10 protein-coding genes and 1 tRNA gene are annotated in these 16,957 nt (G+C 67.2%); 2 read left to right on the top strand and 9 right to left on the bottom strand.

What is annotated here, in order from left to right; all coding sequences use genetic code 11:
• Positions 1 to 10: 10 nt before the first annotated feature.
• The 9 genes from KF688_07525 to KF688_07485 all read right to left on the bottom strand — a co-directional run bounded on the left by KF688_07525 (position 11) and on the right by KF688_07485 (position 12,678).
• Positions 11 to 1,888: a NirA family protein gene (locus KF688_07525; protein ID MBX3425510.1), complete on the bottom strand. Its 1,878-nt coding sequence runs from the start codon at positions 1,886 to 1,888 to the stop codon at positions 11 to 13.
• Positions 1,885 to 4,131, bottom strand: coding sequence for a nitrate reductase (locus KF688_07520; protein ID MBX3425509.1), 2,247 nt, complete (start codon positions 4,129 to 4,131; stop codon positions 1,885 to 1,887). The genes KF688_07525 and KF688_07520 overlap by 4 nt, the downstream gene beginning before the upstream one ends.
• Entirely contained in the window at positions 4,128 to 5,822 is a 1,695-nt protein-coding gene (locus tag KF688_07515; protein ID MBX3425508.1) for a dimethyl sulfoxide reductase anchor subunit, read from the bottom strand. Before KF688_07515 ends, KF688_07520 begins: the two co-directional genes overlap by 4 nt.
• 107 nt (positions 5,823 to 5,929) lie before the next feature.
• Positions 5,930 to 6,910, bottom strand: a complete 981-nt coding sequence (locus KF688_07510; protein ID MBX3425507.1) for a GAF domain-containing protein — start codon at positions 6,908 to 6,910, stop codon at positions 5,930 to 5,932.
• 16 nt (positions 6,911 to 6,926) lie between these two features.
• On the bottom strand, positions 6,927 to 7,901 hold the full coding sequence (locus tag KF688_07505) for a nitrate ABC transporter ATP-binding protein (protein MBX3425506.1): 975 nt from the start codon (positions 7,899 to 7,901) through the stop codon (positions 6,927 to 6,929).
• Between the two features lie 39 nt (positions 7,902 to 7,940).
• Positions 7,941 to 8,801 (bottom strand): ABC transporter ATP-binding protein, encoded by an 861-nt coding sequence (locus tag KF688_07500; GenBank protein MBX3425505.1) that lies wholly within the window; start codon positions 8,799 to 8,801, stop codon positions 7,941 to 7,943.
• A 92-nt stretch (positions 8,802 to 8,893) separates the two neighbouring features.
• Positions 8,894 to 9,934 (bottom strand): ABC transporter permease subunit, encoded by a 1,041-nt coding sequence (locus tag KF688_07495; protein ID MBX3425504.1) that lies wholly within the window; start codon positions 9,932 to 9,934, stop codon positions 8,894 to 8,896.
• A gap of 660 nt (positions 9,935 to 10,594) precedes the next feature.
• Positions 10,595 to 12,181 (bottom strand): ABC transporter substrate-binding protein, encoded by a 1,587-nt coding sequence (locus KF688_07490; protein MBX3425503.1) that lies wholly within the window; start codon positions 12,179 to 12,181, stop codon positions 10,595 to 10,597.
• Positions 12,182 to 12,595: 414 nt separating this feature from the next.
• Positions 12,596 to 12,678, bottom strand: a tRNA-Leu gene (locus KF688_07485).
• Positions 12,679 to 12,951: 273 nt separating this feature from the next.
• Here KF688_07485 and KF688_07480 point away from each other — a divergent pair.
• Complete coding sequence (locus KF688_07480) at positions 12,952 to 15,024, top strand: UvrD-helicase domain-containing protein (protein MBX3425502.1); 2,073 nt, start codon at positions 12,952 to 12,954, stop codon at positions 15,022 to 15,024.
• Positions 15,025 to 15,041: 17 nt separating this feature from the next.
• Positions 15,042 to 16,883 carry an ATP-binding cassette domain-containing protein gene (locus tag KF688_07475; protein ID MBX3425501.1) on the top strand — a complete coding sequence of 614 codons (1,842 nt, stop codon included), beginning with the start codon at positions 15,042 to 15,044 and terminating at the stop codon, positions 16,881 to 16,883.
• Positions 16,884 to 16,957 lie beyond the last annotated feature (74 nt).

Genomic DNA, 16,957 nt, shown 5'->3' with positions numbered 1-16,957 from the left:
GGCCGTCGGCTCAAGCCGCCGTGAGCTGGGCTTCGCACAATTCGCGAAGCGCGGGAATCTCGTGACGGGCGGCGAATTCATGAAAGGACTCCTGCGGGTCGCGGCGCCGGGCGAGATACCCCTCCAACAACCGAGCGACGACTGCAGGGACTTGATCAAAACGGAGCGAGGGGCACAGTTCACGACCGAGGCACTGCCGCTCGCCGTACCCCCCGCCCACGAGCAGGTGATAGCCCTCGACCATGTCGTCGCCGTCTTCGACCGCGGTGGCGATCAGTCCGATGTCTCCGATGTAGTGCTGGGCGCACGAGTGGTGGCAGCCGGTCAGGTGGATGTTCACCGGCTGGTCGAGTTCAAGCCGCTCTTCGACGTAGTCGGCGATCAGCAAGGCGTGACGCTTCGTGTCGGCGCCGGCGTACTTGCAGCCGGCAGCGCCCGTGCAGGCTACGAGCCCGGCCCGGACGCTGCTCGCCCGCCAGTCGAGCCCGAGCGCCTCGATCTCGCTCTTCACGGCTTCGACGTCGGCGTCGGCGACGTCGGTGACGAGCACGTTCTGCCACACAGTGAGCCGAATCGTGCCGCTGCCGAAGCGCTCGGCGATGCGCGCGATCCCGCGAAGCTGCACGACGGTCAATCGGCCGACAGGGAGCGACAACCCGACGTACTGCCGGCCCGACTGCTTCTGGGGATGGAACCCGACGTGCCCCCACCGGTTGTCCGCAGGTCGCGGGGCCAATCGCTCGGCCGCGACGTAACGCAGCGCAAACGGCAAGTGCTTCTGCACCTCGGCCAGATACCACTCGAACCCGCGCTCGTCGAGCACGTACTTCAGCCGGGCCCGCTTGCGATCGGTCCGGTCGCCAAATTCGCTGAACACGCGGACAATCGCCGTGGCGACCGCGACGCACTCGTCCGGGCGAACGAGCACTCCCGTCGGGCGGGCAAAGTCGCAGTGGCCGGTGATTCCCCCCAGCGTCAATTGGAAGTACGTCCCCGCGGGGCAGTCGGCGTCGGCGAACTCGTCCGGGACGCGAACTGCGGCGAAACCGACGTCGTTGGTGTCTTCGAGCGCGGCGATCGCCCCCCCGCCGTCAAACGCGATGTTGAACTTCCGCGGCAGGCCGTACATCTCGCGGTGATGGAGGATGTGGTGGTGCATCGCGCGGGCCAGGGGCAACGTCTCGATCAACTCCTGCGGATCGACGCCGCTGGCGGGACTGGCGGTGACGTTGCGGATGTTATCCGCCCCGGCGCCGAGGCTCGTGAGCCCAAGATCATGCAGGCCCATGAGCACATGGATCGGATCGCTTGCGGCGATCTCGCGAAGCTGAAAATTCGCTCGGGTCGTGACGTCGGCGTACCCTCCGGCGTATTTCTCGGCGAGATCGGCGAGCCCATCGAGTTGGCGACTAGAAAGGTGCCCCCCCGGGATTCGCAGCCGGCACATAAAGGCGTCCTGGGCCGGCGCCACGTAGAACATGCCGTGGTACTTCGTGAGAAAGACGTCGGTCCCCTTGGGAAACTCGCCCGCGACGGCGCGGGCCTGCAGAAGGTCCCGCATGTCGAGCGGGTTGACGGCGCGCTTGGCTTGCTCCTCCGCGCACAGCTTCCCGCCCGCGGCGAGTTGCCGGTCTTGGGCGTCGTAGTGAATTTGCTCCGGTCGCGGCGGGCCGGACGGGACCGCGACGGCGGCGCCTCCCAGCGTGATCGTCGCTCCTTTCGGCCCAGCGCTCCCGGCGAGGATCGGCAGCCCCTGCACTTTGCGGGCCACGTCGGCGCCCAGGGCGAAACCCTGCAAGTAGCTCTGCTGCTCCGCCGTGAAGGGGGCGGCGCCGTGCGTCGATTCTGGTTCAGCCGCCAAGACGCAGCCATCGGCCAGGTCGATCATGATTGTCCTCGCTGGCAAGCGTGTTTGCGAATGCGAACGGCGCAGTCCTTGTACGACGGCTGCCGAGAATGCGGATCGAAGTGAGCAAGCGTGAGTCGGTTCGTCGCCGCGTCGTGCATCGGCAGGAACGCCTGCCCGGGCTGCACGACGGCGGTCACCTGGACGACCGCCTGCAGGGCCCCGCGACGCGACTCGATCGTCACCTCGTCGCCGGCGACGATGCCCAGCCGGTCGGCGTCGGTCGGGTGGAGCTCGACATGGAGCGATTGCGGGTAGAGCTTGCGCAACACGGCGCTTTGGGCGGTCCGCGTTTGCGTATGCCATTGCGATACGCTCCCCCGTCCCGTCAGCAGCACCAGCGGATACTCGTCGTCCGGGGGTTCGGGCATCGACTGCGGGGCGTCGAACACGAACCGGGCCCGACCGTCTTCGTGGAAAAAGCGCCCGTCGTCGAACAGCCGCCGTTCGGGTTCCGGGTTCTCGAGTTCCAGGGGGCAGGGCCACTGCACGCCTCCCGCGGCGTCGAGCATGCGGTAATCGCGAATTCCCGAGACGTCGCACGGCCGGCCGCGCGACAGCCGCTTCATCGTCTGGAACACGTCCTCGGGCGTCCCCCAAGCGGCGAACAACTCCTCGCACCCCCAGGCGGCGGCCAGCAACTTGAAGATCGTGAAGTCGGCCAAAGCCTCGCCCGGGGCGCGGCGCACCTTCTTCAAGAGGCCGATGCGGCGTTCGCTGTTGATGAACGTCCCCTCCTTCTCTCCCCACCCCGCCGCGGGGAGGACGAGGTCGGCCATTTGGGCGGTCTCGGTCGTGCGGTACATGTCCTGAACCACCAGAAAGTCGAGTCGACCGAGCAACTCGCGCATATCCCCTTGGTGAATCCACGAGTGGGCGGGGTTCGTGGCGACGACCCACAACCCGCGGATCTCGCCCCGGCGGATCCCTTCGACGATGCGGTCGTACGGCCAGCTTGGCTCGTCCGGAATCCGCTCGACGGGGACGCCCAGCGCCGTCGCCGCCTCGCGTCGATCGGATTCGCTCTCGAATTTCCGCCCTCCGAACAGGTTGGTCGTGTTGCTGAAGATCCGCGATCCCATCGCGTTGCACTGCCCGGTGATCGAATTGGCCCCCGTGCCGGGTCGACCGATGTTGCCGGTCATCAGCGCGAGGTTGATGATCGCCTGGGCCGTGCGGGTCCCTTCGTAGCTTTGGTTGACCCCCATGGTCCACCAGAACGACACCCGCGGATGCTCGTGGATGAGCTTCGCCATGTCGCAAATCTGCTGTGGGTCGAGCCCGGTCGCCGCCGCTGCGCGCTGGGGGGTGAACGGCTCAACGTGTCGGGCGAACTCCTCGAACCCGCGCGTGTGGGCGGCGATAAAGTTGTCGTCAAGCCACCCCTCGCGCACCAGAACGTGGGCAATGCCGTACAGCAACGCCAGGTCCGATTTGGGGCGAATCGCCAGATGCCGCCACGCGGCTTGCGCCGTCTCGGTGGCGCGCGGATCGACGACGACCACTTTCCCCCCCCGACGATTCTGCAGCACCCGCTCCCACAGAATGGGGTGCCCCACGCACAGGTTGGCGCCGATCAAAACAATCAGGTCCGACTTCTCAAAGTCCGCGTAGGTGAACGGCGGGGCGTCGAATCCGAACGACTCCTTGTACGCCGTGGCCGCGGTCGCCATGCACTGGCGCGTGTTGCCGTCGCCGTGGATCATCCCCATGCCGAACTTGGCGAGGGCGCCCAGCAGCATCATTTCCTCGGTGGGGATTTGACCTGTGCTCAAGAACGCAACCGACTGCGGGCCGTGCTCGGCCTGAATCGCCTTCATTCGCGAGCAAAACGTCGCCAGGGCCGTCGGCCAGTCGATCGGCTGCAGATTCCCGTCGGCGCTCCGCAGCAACGGGGTCGTTGCGCGATCGGGCGAATCGAGCACGGCAAGCGCCTCCCATCCCTTGGGACAGGCCATGCCGAGGTTGACCGGGTACTCGGTCGCGGGAGTGAGGCCGACCGCTTCCCCGTCGCGGAGATGAAGATTGAGCCCGCACCCCGTCGAGCAGTATCCGCAGACCGCGGTCGTCGTCGCCGTGGGGGCGGCCGTCGCGGGGACCATTCCCAGCCCGAACCGGCCCGGCTCCAGCAGCAACTCGCGCGTGAGCCGCCCCTCGCGCTGATGCAGCAGCGACGAGGCCTCGGCCAACAACCGGCGCGGGCGGGCGGCAACGGTAGCGCTCATCGGCCAATCCCCCCCGGCATCTTGTGAGGGACGACCGCTTGAAAGAACAAGGTGCGTTCCAGCAGTTCCCCGGCCAGACATAAGCACGCAGCCGCAGCAGCCAGTGCAATGTGCACGGCAGGCGCGAGATCGAATCCGCTCAGCGCCAGCGACAACAGCGCAACGCAGACTCCCCCCGCTCCGCAGACAAAGCGCGCCGCGGCGGTGCGGCGCAGCTCGTTGCGCAATAGCGCCGCGCTCTTGGCCAACGTCGCTCCGGGGGCCGGACCTTGCTGCTGCTCGGGCCAGGCGAGCTGCCGGGCCTCAAACGCCAGTTTGGCGACCAGCGACGCCACGAACAGAACGGCGAACGCCGCGGCGCTGCGATCGGGGAGTTCCACGGCGACGGCCGACAGCCACGCGGCGACGGCCCCGACCCCAACAGCGCACAGGGCGAACTTCACCCCCGTCTGGACGCCAATCCAAAATGGACGACGAGTGAATTGGTAGATCTTCGCTGAGCAGACCGCCGCAACGATCCCCGCGGCGGCGGCGCTCAGGACCAGCGGCGCCAGCGCCGGCCGAGCCCAGGACCAGCGTTCACCCCCCCAGGCGGCGAAGCACGCCCCCGCTGCGAGCGGCAGCATCGCCCCGAACCCGAGAATCTCGCGGCTCAGCCAGGAGTGCCCGACCCCCAACACGGCCCGAAAGGCGTACAGCGGCCGCCCCAGATGGAAGGTGCTCGCCGTGACGCCGGCCACGGCCAGGACGCCTGCGAGGGTTGTCATCGCCGTGACGAAGCTGGCGCCGCTCGCCGCAACGCCGAACGAGTTCAACTCCCCTTGGTCTCCGAGGAGCCAAACAGCCAGCATCACCAGCGTGCCGACCGCTCCTTGCGTCAGCACAAGCATCGCCACTAGCGCCGCATGTGCGTGCTGCGGCGTCGCTCGCCGCCCATCGGCGGGGAGCAGCGCGTTCAACTCGCGCCGCGCCGTGCGAAACTGCGTCGTCGGCCGCGTGAAGTCGGAGCCGACCGCCCCCGGCACAAGCGTCCCGGCGCTCGCGCGGGCCGCGATCTCGTCCTGCCGTACCACCGTGATGCGGATCGCCTGATTGGGGCACGACTGGACGCACGCCGGCGCCTCGCCCGCAGCCAGCCGGTTGGTGCACATGTCGCACTTGCGGACGATCCCTTTGCCGGCGTGATACTTCGGCACGTCGTACGGGCACGCGAGCGTGCAGTACTGGCAACCGATGCACTGGTCGTCAAGATGCCGGACGACGCCGGTCGTGCGATCCTTCTCGTAGGCGTTCACGGGGCACGCGCTGGCGCATGCCGGTTCGACGCAGTGGTGGCACGCGGTCGTCACGTGGACCGAGGCCGGAACGGAAGACTCCGCCGGCGCAAGCAACAGCCCCACGTCCCGCCAACTCTCGTGCTCGTCGAGTCCGTTGAGGGCGTGGCACGCGACGACGCACGACTTGCAGCCCGAGCAGGCGTCGAGATCGACCTCGAACGCGTACTGCTCGCCGACCTGCGGCGCCGCCGGCAGCAACGAGTGGTAGTGGCGCGCCTGCAGCGGCTCGCCGTAGCGACCTTCGTGCCATTGCGAGAATCGCTCGACGGCCGACAGGTCGCGCTGCTCGGCCAGCGACCGCTCGACGAGCTCGTCGAGCGTCAGCGCTCGCGACGCGGCGCGAGGCTTCTCCATCGGCATAAGTGGTTCGGCGATCACCATACTGTTTGCACGTCGGCAGGTCGTCGTCGCGGCGGACAGGCAAATTGGGCGTCAGAAAGCGCGGGGCGGCCTCGGCCGCCTCACAAGTACATCACGACAACCGACGTCATTTCGGAACCGACGTAAGCGGGAACGGAGACGGCCGTCGTCAAGCCGTGCTGAACGAGCAAATGGGCGCGGGCCGACTCGAATTCCTCGGCCGACTCGGTCGCTTCGGGCGCCCCCGACTGCCACGCGCGGCCGGCAAGCCCTTCGCCGGAAGCGCACCGCAAACTTCGCGAAGCGTCCGCCAGTTCGCTGAGCGAACCGTAATCGGCTTGGCAGATGCGCAGCTCGTCCTGCTCGGCGTCGCGACCCCACACTTCGATGGCGCGGGCCAGCGGCGTGCGGGCCGACGACAGCAGCACGACCACCGAGTCGAGTTCGAGCGCCGTTCGCATGACCGGAACGCCGAGCCCCGTCGCGAGCCCGTCCGCCTTGGCCCCGGCGGCCCGCATGAACGCCTTGGAGCGGCCCAGGTTCGAGACCAACAACGGGAAGTGCGACTCCCATGTTTCGCCCGGCAAGCCCGAGCCGCGCGGGAACTTGACGTGCTGGCTGATCACGCCGAATCGTTCCAGATTGGCGTAATAGCTGTCCGTCAGTCCCAACTCCTCGCGGTGATTGCGGCTCCAGACCTCGAAGGCCCCTTGGGCGTTCGCGCCGTCGTCGCACAGGAAAACGACCACTCCCTGCAGTTGGTCGCCGCGGAAGCAGGGAAGCGCGATCCCGGCCGCCAGTCCCGCCTCGCGAGCCGCGGCGGCTCGCTTGAACACGCCGGCCGAAAGATGGTGCATCACCACCGGCCCGCGGGTCTCCCACGCGGCGCCGGGGAGCCCCTCGCCGCAGGCGAACGATTCGTCGACGCTCGCCGCGCGAAACGCGTCCAGTTCGCCGTAGGCGCCAGAACGCCATGTGAGCCGCTCGCCCTGGTCGTCGAGGGTCCAGGTCTCGACGGCCCGCAACAGTCCCGCCAACGGGCGAGATGAGTCGACGTCATGTTCGGCGACAGTCAGCGTCATAGGATTCTCAAGGCAATCAGGAGTTGGTCGTCAACACGGCGGCGGATTCGGCGAGCTGGCTTCCCAGAACGACGGTCGCCGCCGAGCCGGCCCGACGGGCGCCCCCCGCGGGGCTCCAACCGCGGATCGCGGCGTGCGGTTCGTCCGCGGCGTCGATCGACGCCGCGACCGCTTCGGCCGGGGGAGACGCGTGCGACTTCCGCTTGTCTTGCTGCTCCAGGAACGAAACCAGACATCCGCGCAGGTCGTAGTACAGCGGGTCCTCGAGCACCTCGGTCCGCACCCGCGGTCGGGCGAACGGCAGGTCGAGCAACTGCCCCACTCGGGCGTTCGGGCCGGTCGTCATCATGCAGACGCGGTCCGACATGTAGAGCGCTTCGTCGACGTCGTGCGTGATGATCATCGTGGTGATCCGCTCACGGTCGAGGATCCGCAGCACGACGTCCTGGAGTTCCATCCGGGTGAGCGAATCGAGGCGTCCGAACGGTTCGTCAAGCAACAACAGCCGGGGCTTCAGCGCGATCGCCCGGGCGATGCCGACCCGCTGTTGCATCCCCCCCGACAGTTCGCGGGGATAGCGATGCATCGACGAAGCCAGCCCGACGGCGTGCAGATAGTGCTCGCAGATCTGGCGGCGTTCGGCCTTCGTGGCGTGCGGATAGACCTGATTCACGCCGAGCAGCACGTTCTGATACGCCGTCATCCAGGGAAGGAGGCAGGGCGACTGAAACACGACGGCCCGATCGGGCCCGGGGCCGTCGATCTCGCGGCCCGCGACTGCGACGCTGCCGCGGGTGATCGGATTGAGGCCCGCGACCATCGTCAGTACGGTGCTCTTGCCGCAGCCCGAATGGCCGATGACGCTCACCGCCTCGCCCCGCCGCATGATGAGGCTGAAGCCGTCGACGACCACCGCGGCCTCGCCGTACGGATTGGGGTACGCCTTGATCAGGCGAAAGATCTCCACGAATCGTTCGTCGGGGCCCGTCATCAGCTTGGGTATCCTAGGGAGTGTGCGAATCCGCGGAGGCTAAGCCACGACCGTTTGACGCCGCTGCGGCAGGACGGGCTGCACGTCCGGGAGCGGATAGGTCGCGTCGGCGTCCCATTGCCGGTTCTCCGCGTTGATCGACAACATGTACTTGGTGACGTCGTTGCGAAGTTGCTTGAACTGCGGATTGAAATTGAGCGTGGCTCGATCGCGGGGCCGCGGCAGCGTCACGGCGAACTCGCGCCCGAAGTGCGCCCCGGGTCCGGGCGTGAGCGGCACGATCCGGTCGGCCATCAACACCGCCTCGTCGACGTCGTTGGTGATCATGACGACCGTCCGCTTGTCCTCTTCCCACAGCCGAATGATCTCGTCCTGCAGCACGGCTCGCGTCAGGGCGTCAAGCGCACTGAGCGGTTCGTCCAGCAGCAGCACCTCCGGCTGCATCGCCAACGTGCGGGCCAGGGCAAGCCGCTGCCGCATTCCTCCCGACAACTCATGGGGTTTTCGCGACTCGGCGCCCGTCAGAGTCACCAGATCGACGTACCGCTGCACGTACTCCCGCCGTGCGGCCCGAGTCATTTCGGGAAAGACCTTCCGCACGGCCAGTTCGATGTTGCCGGCCGCCGACAACCACGGCAGAAGCGAATAGTTTTGAAACACGACCCCGCGGTCCGGGCCGGGGCTCGACTGAGGGCGGCCGTGAAGCCGCACCTCGCCGGCGTCGGGCGTCAACAGCCCGGCAAGCAACGACACGAGCGTGCTCTTGCCGCTCCCCGAGAAGCCGATCACGGCGACGAACTCGTTCTTCCGAATCGCCAGGTTCGCCCCGCGCAACACCTCGTACCGCTCGGTTCCCGAGCCGTATCCGAAGGTCACGTCATCCAGTTCCAACAGCGGCATAGCGAGACGACTCGACAGCAAGTGAAGGCGGGATGAACCAAGCAGGGCGACGGGGGAGGTCCGGGACCAAGCGCGGGCCGCGATCCAACGGCTCACACCGTGGCGACCGACCCCTCAAAACTGACCAAGCGTTGCAGCACGACCATGATCCGGTCGAGCGCCAGTCCGATCGCCCCGACCACGAACACGACGACGATCATCTTGGCGAAGGAATCCGAGGCGCCGTTGTTGAATTGGTCCCAGACGAACTTGCCGATCCCCTCGGACGAACTGAGCAACTCCGCCGCGATGAGGACCATCCACCCGACCCCCAGCGAGATCCGCAAGCCGGCGAACATCAGCGGCAAAGCCGACGGAACGACGATCTTCACCAGCCGATCCCAGAACCCCAGCCGCAGCACGCGGGCGACGTTGAGATGGTCTTTGTCGATCGACGCGACCCCCAGGGCCGTGTTGACCATCGTCGCCCACAACGAGCAGAGGGCCACGGTGATCGCCGACGCGAGGAACGCGGGATTGATCTTCATCCATCCCAACAACGGCAAGCCGGCAAGCCATTGAATGAACCAGTGCTTGTCGGGATCGGGGATGAAGCCCCCCACGATGATCAACGCCAGCGGCAGCCACACGATCGGCGACACCGGTTTGAACAGCGCGATGAACGGCGTCAACGCCGCCATCGCCGTCTTGCTCAAGCCGCAGAGCACCCCGATCGGCACCGCGATGGCCGTCCCGATCACGAACCCGACGAACACGCACAGCACGCTCCGCACGGTCTGCATCGGCAGCGTATAGGGCTTGGCGTAGGCGGAGGCGGCGGTCGTCTCGACCCGCCCGCGCGTCTCGGCGATCGACTTGGCGAGCGCGAACGCCTCGTCCCCCTCGGCCACCAGGAACTCTTGCTGCTTCTCGCGCAGGGCCGCGACTTGGGACGAAGTCTTCTCTGAGCGGTTCGCCCGGCCGAGTTGCTCGATCATCTTGGCGAGGTACTGCCTCTCCTCGGCGATTTGCGATTGGGTTCGCAGCGCCTTCTCCAGCGGCGGGAAGGAGCGGGCCCGGACCTCGGCTCGCTCGGCGTCGAGAGCTTGCAACTGCTGCTGTTCGCTCGCCAACGCAGCCAAGTGGGCGGTCATCGCAGCGAGGTACGCCTCGCGCTCGGCCACCGTCGCCCCGGCCAAAGCGGCGGCTTGCGTCTTCAGATCCGACTCGCGTTTCGTCGCGGCGGCGGCCTGCTTGGTCGCCAGTCGCTCGCGCTTCTGGTCGAGCGGAGCCAGCCGCTCTGCGTCGCGAGCTTCTCGCGCCGCCCGGGCCTCGGCCACCTTCGCAGCCGCGGCCGACTCGTACGGGGCGAGCGCCGCCAACCGCTCTTGTGCGACCGCCAGCTCGCGTTCGCGCTCGGCGCCGCTCAGCCGGTACGCTCGGTCCTTGGCGCTCTCGCGGACGTGGAACTGCCAGATGTCCCCTGCAGAGTCCCAGACGACCGCGGGGGTCGGCACTTCGCCTGACTTAGTCCGATGCTTCGGGGCCAGCACCGTCCACAGCACGAGGAACGCCGCGAACGCCGCCAAGGGCGCTCCCAGCACGCGGGCGATCTCCCGCAGTTGCTTTCGCGGTTCTTCGCCGTAGCAGAGTCGCACAATCGGCGTCAGGAACGTGAGTCCCGTCACGTCGATCGCCTTGAGCAATTTGTACTTCACAATCGTTCGAGCCCTGGCGAGTATTGGCAGCCGAATCCTTTCGCAACGCGGCCCGACGCCGTCGCCGAGCCGCCGCGAGCGACGCACGGCGTCGCGTCAGTCCTTGTTGCCCACCTGATGGGCCTTGAGGTAGCCCAGCGGGTCTTTGCCGTCGAAGGCGATCCCGTCGATGAAGTCGCTGGTCGGCGGCCGGTATCCGTCGACCTCCCAGGGCACGTCCTGCTCGTCAAGAAGCCCCTCGTCGACCAGCAGCCGAGCCGCCTGCTTGTAGACCTCGGGCAAGTAGATCTTCTGGGCCGTCTCGGCGTACCACTCCGCTGACTTGGGTTCGTCGATCTGCCCCCAGCGACGCATCTGCGTCAGGAACCAGACCCCGTCGCTGTACCACGGGTACGTGGCGAAGTATTTGAAGAACACGTTGAATTCGGGCATCGGTCGTTTGTCGGACTTCTGGAAGACGAAGAAGCCCGTCATCGAGTTGCGGATGACCTCGTAGTCGGCCCCGACGTAATCAGGTCGCGACAGGATCCGCGCCGCTTCCTCGCGGTTCACGTATTCGCCCTTGTCGTCGGTCTCGTCGAGCCACTTCCCGGCGCGAATCAACGCCTTCACCACCGCCAGGTGCGTTTGCGGATTCGCGTCGGCCCAGGTCTTGGTCACGCCGAAGACCTTCTCGGGGCCGTTCTTCCAGATGTCGAAGTTCGTGCTCACCGGCACGCCGATCCCCTTGGCGACCGCCTGCTGGTTCCACGGCTCGCCGACGCAGTACCCTTGGATATTGCCCGATTCAAGCGTCGCCGGCATCATCGGCGGCGGAGTCACCGACAGTTCCACCTCGGCGTCGATCCGGCCCCCGACGTCGGCCTTGGCGTACATCCCCGGGTGAATCCCCGCCGCGGCCAGCCAGTACCGCAATTGGTAGTTGTGGGTCGACACCGGAAACACCACCGCCATCTGCAGCTTCTCGCCCGCGGCGATCTTCTCGGCCACGATCGGCTTGAGCGCCTCGGCCGTGATCGGGTGCGACGGCCGGGGATCCCGCAATCGCGGGTCGTGCTTCTGCATCTGCTCCCAAATCGAGTTCGAGACGGTGATGCCGTTGCCGTTCAGGTCCATCGTGAACGCAGTGACCACGTGGGCAGACGTGCCGATGCCGATCGTCGCGGCGATCGGTTGCCCGCTGAGCATGTGAGCCCCGTCGAGCTCGCCGCTGATGACGTTGTCCAGAAGCGTCTTCCAGTTCGGCTGGGCGACCACCTCGACCTGCAGCCCTTCGTCGGCGAAGAAGCCTTGTTCTTTGGCGATGACGATCGGGGCGCAGTCGGTGAGCTTGATGAATCCCAGCTTGAGCTTCGACTTCTCGACCTCGAGCAACTGCTTGCGAGCAGGCTTCTCGACCGTCGCCCCCTCGGCCGCGGGCGCGCCGGTCGACGTCGGCTTGGTCTTGCTCCCCTCCGTCGCGGCGACCTCAAGATCGAGACTTCCCAGATCGAGCGCCGGCTCCGACGAGCAACCCGCCCCCCCGGTCAGCACGATGGCCGCCAGCACCCATGCCTTGCCGCCGAGGCAGCTCCAGAATTTCGAGTTCGGCTTCGAGATTGGCTGATGCAAGATCGGTTCTCCGAGAAGGTTGAGTGGCAAGCGACGGATGCTCCCCTGCCCTGCTCGCAACAAATCGGCGATGCGGCAGGCACGTCAGGGGGGCGACGCGAGCCGGATCGCAACCGGCGTGCCAATCAACCGCGTGGCACGTCGGGCACGAACTGTGGTCACGCAGAATCCACCCCGCCCCCGCGCTGGCACGCAACGAGCCACTTTCAGAGTGCCGCGGCTCACCAAACCCAAGGACCGAAGCAGCCGTGCCCATTGTTTAAGCACAAGAATCCGCTTCCGCGGAAGCAAGCCGCCGGCGCCGCACGAGGAGTGCAGCAACGCACCGGCTCACTCACGACGGCACGGCAGGCCCGCCCGGGGGAACCCGCGACTCGCCGCCGCGACGGCAGTGCAGGCCCGTGTGCCTGCAGCCATCCCCTGCAGACAGTCAAACCGGGGGACAACGGCGTCCAGATACGACCGAAGTCGTTACGCCACGGAGAGTACCGGAGGTGGGAGTCGAACCCACACGCCCTTGCGGGCACTGGATTTTGAGTCCAGCGCGTCTGCCATTCCGCCACTCCGGCAAAGACTTCCGAGGCAACAGTTTAGAACGATCCGCCGCCTGCTTCCAGTCCTTCCGGGGGAGCAATTCTGTGCGCCCCCGCGGGATCTCCTGGGGGCTCCGCTGCGCTGCGACCCCAGCCACCCTTCCAAGGGCGCAAATGGTCTCACTACCGGAATTGTCAACTCCTTCCGCAACGCCGGGGAGGCGCAATAGACTGCGGGGCCCGCGGGTCGCTGCGGGGGCGGGTTTGCCGACCCGTCGTCGCTTCGTCACGCAACTCCCCCCTGGTCCCATGGCCGTCGGGCTCAATCCTGCTCAACTTGACGCGGTCGAGACCCTTCGCGGGCCGATGCTCGTGCTGGCCGGCGCGGGGACGGGCAAGACCCGCGTCGTGACCCACCGGATCGCCAATCTCATCCGCCATGGCACGCGGCCCGAGCGGATCCTGGCGGTCACCTTCACCCGCAAAGCGGCGGGCGAGATGCAGGAGCGGGCCCTCGAGTTGCTCAAGGGGGCCAAGGGGCGCACGCCGCGGAGCCGCTTGTCCGGCAAGGCGCCTCCCCCCCGGCCGCAGATCTCGACCTTCCACGCCCTGTGCGTCCAGGTGCTGCGGCGCCATATCACGCACCTCGGGTACCCGTCCAAGTTCACGATTTGCGATCGGGGCGATCAGGAGTCGCTCGCGCGCGCCGCGCTGCGCGAGATCCGCGTGCCCGACGACTCGCTCAAGCCGGGCGACATGCTGGCGATCGTCAGCGGGTGGAAGAGCCGGTCGGTGCGTCCCGGGCACGCGGCATCGATTGCCGAAAACGACCGCGAGCATCTGGCCGCGGCGGCATATCGGCGGTATCAGACTCACCTCAAGGCGCGCGGGGCGGTCGATTTCGACGACCTGCTGCTGCTGACCGAGGAACTGCTGACCAAGCACCCGGCGATCTGCCGCGAAGAGGCCCGGCAGTTCGACCACGTTCTGATCGACGAGTACCAGGACACCAACGGCAGCCAGTACCGCATCGTCCGGTCGCTGGCGGCGCCGCATCGGAACTTGTGCGTCGTGGGGGACGACGACCAGTCGATCTACGCCTGGCGCGGCGCCGAGGTGCAACACATCCTGCGGTTCTCGCACGACTGGCCCGAGGCGAAGGTGATCCGCCTGGAGGACAATTACCGCTCGACCGGGGCGATCCTCAAGTTCGCCAACACGCTGATCGCATTCAACCGCCACCGGCACGACAAGGTGTTGCGGCCGGCGCGCGGCGACGGGCCCCGGCCGCAGATCATGCAACTGCAGACCGAGACCGAGGAAGCCGAAAAGGTCGTCGGCGAGATCGCCCGCCGCGTGGCGGAACCGGGCGGCCAAGCGAAAGACTTCTGCATCCTCTGCCGCACCAACGAACAACCGCGGGCGTTCGAAACCGAGCTGCGGCGGCTTAAGCTGCCGTACGTGCTGGTGGGGGGGATGAGTTTTTTCGACCGCAAGGAGGTTCGCGACATCCTCTCCTACTTGAAGGTCGTCGCGGACCCGACCGACGAGTCGGCCTTGCTGCGGATTATCAACACCCCGGCCCGCGGCATCGGGGCCTCGACGATCAAGGGACTGATCGAGGAAGCCGTCGCCGCCGGCGTCCCGGTGTGGGACCTGCTGCAGGATCGTCGCTCCGCCGGCGGTCTTCCCCCCGCAGTCAAGGGCGCCGTCGACAAGTTCGTCACGCTCATCGGAGACTTCGCCGAGATGGCCGAGCGGGTGAAGCTCGCCGCACTGGTCGAGGCGGTCGTCGACCGCACCCGCTACCGCGAGGACCTGGAGCGGCAGTACCAGGACCCGATGGAACGCGAGGCCCGCACGGCGTCGATCGAGGAGCTCGTCAACGCCGCGGCCGCGTATCAGAAAGGGAGCAAAAACGCGGACCTTCGCGGGTTCCTCAACGACGTCGCCCTGGGGGGGGACGATCGGGGCGACGACAAAGAGAAACAGCTCGATCGCAACGCGGTCGCGCTCATGACGCTCCACTCGGCCAAGGGGCTCGAGTTCCCCCACGTCTACATGGTCGGCATGGAGGAAGGGATCCTGCCCCATAAGCGCACGCTGGAACTGAGCGACGACAGCCAAATCGACGAAGAACGTCGGCTGTGCTACGTCGGCGTGACCCGAGCGCAGGAAACGCTGACGCTGTCGTTCGCGCTCACCCGCCGCAAGTGGGGCAAGCCGCGCGAGACCGTGCCGAGCCGGTTTCTGTTCGAGATGACGGGGCAGGCGGAGCGGGCGCCGCGCGTCGACAAGCCGAAACCGGGCAAGCGTCGCGCCCCGCGCCCCGCGACTGGCGACTCCGGCGCCAGTCCCCGACAAGCCAACCGACGCCGCTAGCCCCGCCTCGTCCGCCCATGCCGCAGATTGCCCTCCACAGCGTTTCGATCGCCTACACCTCGCACCACTTGCTGGACGAGGTGTCGTGCCGCATTGAACCGGGGGAGAAGATCGGGCTGTTGGGACGCAACGGGGCGGGCAAGACGACCCTCATGCGGCTGCTGGCGGGGACCGAGACGCCTGACCACGGGGCAATCGAACTGGTCCCCGGGACCCGCACCGCGCTTTTGCCGCAAGACGTGCCCGCCGGGATCGTCGGCAACGTCGCCGAGGTTGTCGCCGCGGGGCTGGCTGACGTCGATCGCGATCACGAGCAAGCCTGGGAGCAGCACCGCCGCATCGAGCGAACGCTCGCCGAGATGCAGCTCGACGGAACCGCGGACTTCAAATCGCTCTCCACCGGCATGCAACGCCGCGTGTTGCTGGCGAAGGCGCTCGTCGGCAAGCCCGACGTCCTGCTGCTGGACGAGCCGACCAACCACCTCGACATCGACGCGATCGAGTGGCTCGAGCAGTTCTTCAGCCGCTGGTCCGGGACGCTGCTGTTCGTGACCCACGACCGGGCGTTTCTCACCAAAATCGCCAAGCGAATCCTGGAGATCGACCGGGGCCGGCTGTTCGATTGGGAGTGCGACTATCCCACGTTCCTGACCCGCAAAGAGGAAGCCCTGGCCGTCGAGGAGAAGCAACAGGCGCTGTTCGACAAACGGCTGGCCCAGGAAGAGGCGTGGATTCGCCAGGGGATCAAGGCCCGCCGCACGCGGAACGAAGGTCGGGTGCGAGCTCTCAAGGCGATGCGGCTCCAGCGCCAGGCTCGGCGCGAGCGGGTGGGCAACGTCGCGCTGGAGATCGACGCCGGCGAGCGGAGCGGCGCGTTGGTCCTCAAGGCCGACGACGCCGCCTTCGGTTACGACGGAACGCCGATCGTCCGCGGCGTGACGACGACGATCATGCGCGGGGACAAGGTCGGGCTCATCGGCCCGAACGGCGCCGGCAAAAGCACGCTGCTCAAGGGACTCTTGGGCAAACTCCCCCCGCTGGCCGGCACGGTGCGGCAAGGAACGAACCTGCAGATCGCCTATTTCGATCAGACCCGCGCCCAGCTCGATCCGGAACAAACCGCCGAGGAGAACGTCGGCCACGGAAAGACCACGATCACAATCGGCGGACGCGGCAAGCACGTCATCGGTTACTTGCAGGACTTCCTGTTTTCCCCCGAGGAGGCTCGCAGCAAGATCCGGTTCTTCTCCGGCGGGCAGCGCAACCGGTTGCTGTTGGCTCGACTGTTCGCCCAGGCGGCGAATTTGCTCGTGCTTGACGAACCCACCAACGATCTCGACAGCGAAACGCTCGAACTGCTCGAACAGCGGCTCGTCGACTACGAAGGGACCGTGCTGCTGGTGAGCCACGACCGTGAGTTCCTCAACAACGTCGTCGGCAGCGTGCTGGCGTTCGAGGGGGGAGCAGTTCGCGAGTACGTCGGCGGGTACGACGACTGGGTGCGGCAACGCCCTGCCGACTGGAACCAGGGAACGACCTCCGCAAGCGCGGCTTCGGCAATGCCGGCCGCTGCGCCGCTGACTTCGCCGATCCCCGCAGTCGAACCGATCTCCCCGGCGGCCCCGGCCCGTCCGGCGGCGAAGAAGCTGTCGTACAAAGACCAGCGCGAGCTCGACGCCCTCCCCGGGCGCATCGAAGAGCTCGAAACCCGACTCGCCGAGATCCATGTCGAGATGGCGACGCCGGAGTTCTTCAAACAACCCGGCGAAACGATCGCCGAGCGACAGGCCGTCGAACGTTCCCTCGCCGCAGAACTGGCGGCCGCATACGCCCGGTGGGAAACGCTCGAAGGCGATTGACCTCCCGGCGACCGCCGGCGACCAGCCTCTCAAAGCCGGGCTTCCCCAAGTCTCGCCGAGACTCGCCTCGCCGA

The sequence above is a fragment of the Pirellulales bacterium genome (assembly GCA_019636345.1).
In the GTDB taxonomy this organism is placed as follows: domain Bacteria; phylum Planctomycetota; class Planctomycetia; order Pirellulales; family Lacipirellulaceae.
The sequence above is the reverse complement of the archived record's forward strand: the minus strand, read 5'-3'. Positions and strand labels throughout refer to the sequence as shown.

What these genes read in the sequence shown, in the direction of transcription:
- KF688_07525 (MBX3425510.1), bottom strand. Translation starts at nt 1,888, where the DNA reads ATGATCGACCTGGCCGATGGCTGCGTCTTGGCGGCTGAACCAGAATCG.
- KF688_07520 (MBX3425509.1), bottom strand. Translation starts at nt 4,131, where the DNA reads ATGAGCGCTACCGTTGCCGCCCGCCCGCGCCGGTTGTTGGCCGAGGCC.
- KF688_07515 (MBX3425508.1), bottom strand. Translation starts at nt 5,822, where the DNA reads ATGGAGAAGCCTCGCGCCGCGTCGCGAGCGCTGACGCTCGACGAGCTC.
- KF688_07510 (MBX3425507.1), bottom strand. Translation starts at nt 6,910, where the DNA reads ATGACGCTGACTGTCGCCGAACATGACGTCGACTCATCTCGCCCGTTG.
- KF688_07505 (MBX3425506.1), bottom strand. Translation starts at nt 7,901, where the DNA reads ATGACGGGCCCCGACGAACGATTCGTGGAGATCTTTCGCCTGATCAAG.
- KF688_07500 (MBX3425505.1), bottom strand. Translation starts at nt 8,801, where the DNA reads ATGCCGCTGTTGGAACTGGATGACGTGACCTTCGGATACGGCTCGGGA.
- KF688_07495 (MBX3425504.1), bottom strand. Translation starts at nt 9,934, where the DNA reads ATGACCGCCCACTTGGCTGCGTTGGCGAGCGAACAGCAGCAGTTGCAA.
- KF688_07480 (MBX3425502.1), top strand. Translation starts at nt 12,952, where the DNA reads ATGGCCGTCGGGCTCAATCCTGCTCAACTTGACGCGGTCGAGACCCTT.
- KF688_07475 (MBX3425501.1), top strand. Translation starts at nt 15,042, where the DNA reads ATGCCGCAGATTGCCCTCCACAGCGTTTCGATCGCCTACACCTCGCAC.